Genomic DNA, 1,975 nt, shown 5'->3' with positions numbered 1-1,975 from the left:
TGCCACCCGCACAGCCTGACGGCCGTAGGCCGCCCAGGGCCATGACCCGGACGGCGCGTCACACCACAACAGGGCAAACGTTGCCTGATTCGGCACTAGCTTCCGCCGAGGTTCCCAAAGGCGTGCGGCACCCAGTGGTCGAGCTGGGTGCCGAAGGCCGCTGCTGATGTGATGTCGAACGCCGGTATCGGTCCGCCGTCGTCGAGGCCGTCGAAATAGTCCACGTCAGCCCAGCCGCCCCGGAACAGCACCACGGACAGCCCAGCGTCCCCCGGGCCGGAGATGAGCACGCCCACGGAGTCGGGATCACGCACAAGAGTTCTGTCAGTCTCAAGCCGCTGAGGCCACGGCGCAGTTGCGTCCCGCCACGTCACCTGCCCGACCTTGAGACCGGCCGCCAGCCATCGCGCAGCCCGCTCAGCGATTACCGCGGCTGCCTGATCAAGATCGATGACACGCTCCATGAGCGGATCATGCCCCACTCCGACGCACCGTTCCACTGACTTCCACACGCTCTCCGGTCGGACCGCACACCACCGAGCCGACTCCGGTGCTCTCAATTCGCAGCGACATCTTCAGAGCGCCCTGCCATCACCCGCTCTTCGAAGGCACCGACAATCGCTCTCCGGTCTCACCTACGCAGCCAGGGCTTTCTGTCACACGTTCGGCCGTGGTGAGGGCAAGCATCAGATGCTCCCCGGCTGGCCTTACTCGTGGTGGCCGCGCTGGAGACCGGGCGCACGTCGTGGACAGCGGTGCTGGACCCTGTCCGACTGGAGCCCGGCGCCGACGTCGCCGCGGTGACTGCCGTGCAGATCCGCGAGGTCGTCGAGCGGCTCGTCAGCGTCGGCCAGTGGCAGCCGGTCGACCCGAAGGTCCTGATTGTGCTGGACGCCGGATACGACGCCCCGCGCATCGCCCACCTGCTGGGCCAGCTGCCCGCCGAGATCCTGGGCCGCCTCCGTTCGGATCGGGTGATGCGACGTCCCGCACCATCCCGCAAGGAGTTCGCTCTGGCCAACCCCAAGGGCGGCCGGCCGCCCAAGCACGGTGGCGAGTTCATCTTCGGCGACCCCACCACCTGGGGCGCCGAGCAGGCCGTGACGGCCACAGACACCCGGCTCTACGGAAAGGCGACCGCGCAGGCATGGGACAGGCTGCACCCGCGGCTGACCCGCCGGGCTGCATGGCTCGACCAAACCACGGCGCGGAACGCTGCTCTCCCCCCGAAGCTGAGAACTCCCCTTGTCTGAGATTGAATTGCAGCGTCGCGTGATGCGACAGCAGCAGGATCAGGGGGATGGGTTGTTCATCATTGGTGTGCTGGCCTTGACGTTGTTCATCCTGGCCATCATGTGGGCCGTCCTCGGAGTACACGCTCTGTTTCTCGGCCGCATGCCGGGCCACTGGCTCCAGCAACGAGTGCGGCAGCCGAGACTCTGGGGAGCAGGGGCCCTACTGATGCTGGTCAGCTGGAACATTCACTCGCCCTCGCTCCTCACTATAGGAATCGGCCTTGTCGCACTGGGGCATGTCGTGAAGCCCACCCGCTGAGTCCGCCAACCGCACCGCACCAGGGGTTAAACGGCAAGCTGAGTAGGGTCGGGGACTGGCGCGGTGGCTTCCGCTCCGTTTCCAGTCCCCGCCGCTTCAAACCGTGCATGCAGTTCTCCCGCACACGGCTTTCCGACATCGTTCACCGACTGGCATGTGCCGTCGCCCTGCGTACGTTTCCGGTAAGACGGTAGACTCCGAGCCGAGTGACCCACCCATAACGAGTTGGTGTGTGATAGCGGGTGGGGCATGTCTGCCCTGCTCAGGTGCTTGCTCAGTCGGTGATGTTGCGGTCGGAGACGAGGGCCGCGATCGCTTGGTAGGTGTCGGGGAGACGGTCGCGGCGGTGGGTCCAGCGCTGCAGTTGTTTCCAGCGTTTGTGGTCGGCGAGGGCGTGTTCGACGGTGATCCGTTGTGAGGA

2 protein-coding genes and 1 pseudogene are annotated in these 1,975 nt (G+C 66.2%); 2 read left to right on the top strand and 1 reads right to left on the bottom strand.

From position 1 onward, the window contains the following. Nucleotides 1-95 precede the first annotated feature (95 nt). The gene (locus tag M1203_RS38430) at nucleotides 96-464 is read right to left on the bottom strand and encodes a hypothetical protein (protein WP_249954510.1); all 369 of its coding nucleotides are present in this window, start codon (nucleotides 462-464) and stop codon (nucleotides 96-98) included. A 169-nt stretch (nucleotides 465-633) separates the two neighbouring features. Here M1203_RS38430 and M1203_RS38425 point away from each other — a divergent pair. Continuing rightward, nucleotides 634-1,202 (top strand): annotated as a pseudogene (locus M1203_RS38425) (transposase); the annotation flags it as partial. 73 nt (nucleotides 1,203-1,275) lie between these two features. Beyond that, nucleotides 1,276-1,554 (top strand): hypothetical protein, encoded by a 279-nt coding sequence (locus tag M1203_RS38420; RefSeq protein ID WP_249954509.1) that lies wholly within the window; start codon nucleotides 1,276-1,278, stop codon nucleotides 1,552-1,554. Nucleotides 1,555-1,975: the final 421 nt, after the last annotated feature.

The organism is Streptomyces sp. 35G-GA-8, from assembly GCF_023534745.1.
Classification (GTDB): domain Bacteria; phylum Actinomycetota; class Actinomycetes; order Streptomycetales; family Streptomycetaceae; genus Streptomyces.
This window is presented reverse-complemented; position numbering and strand designations above follow the sequence as displayed.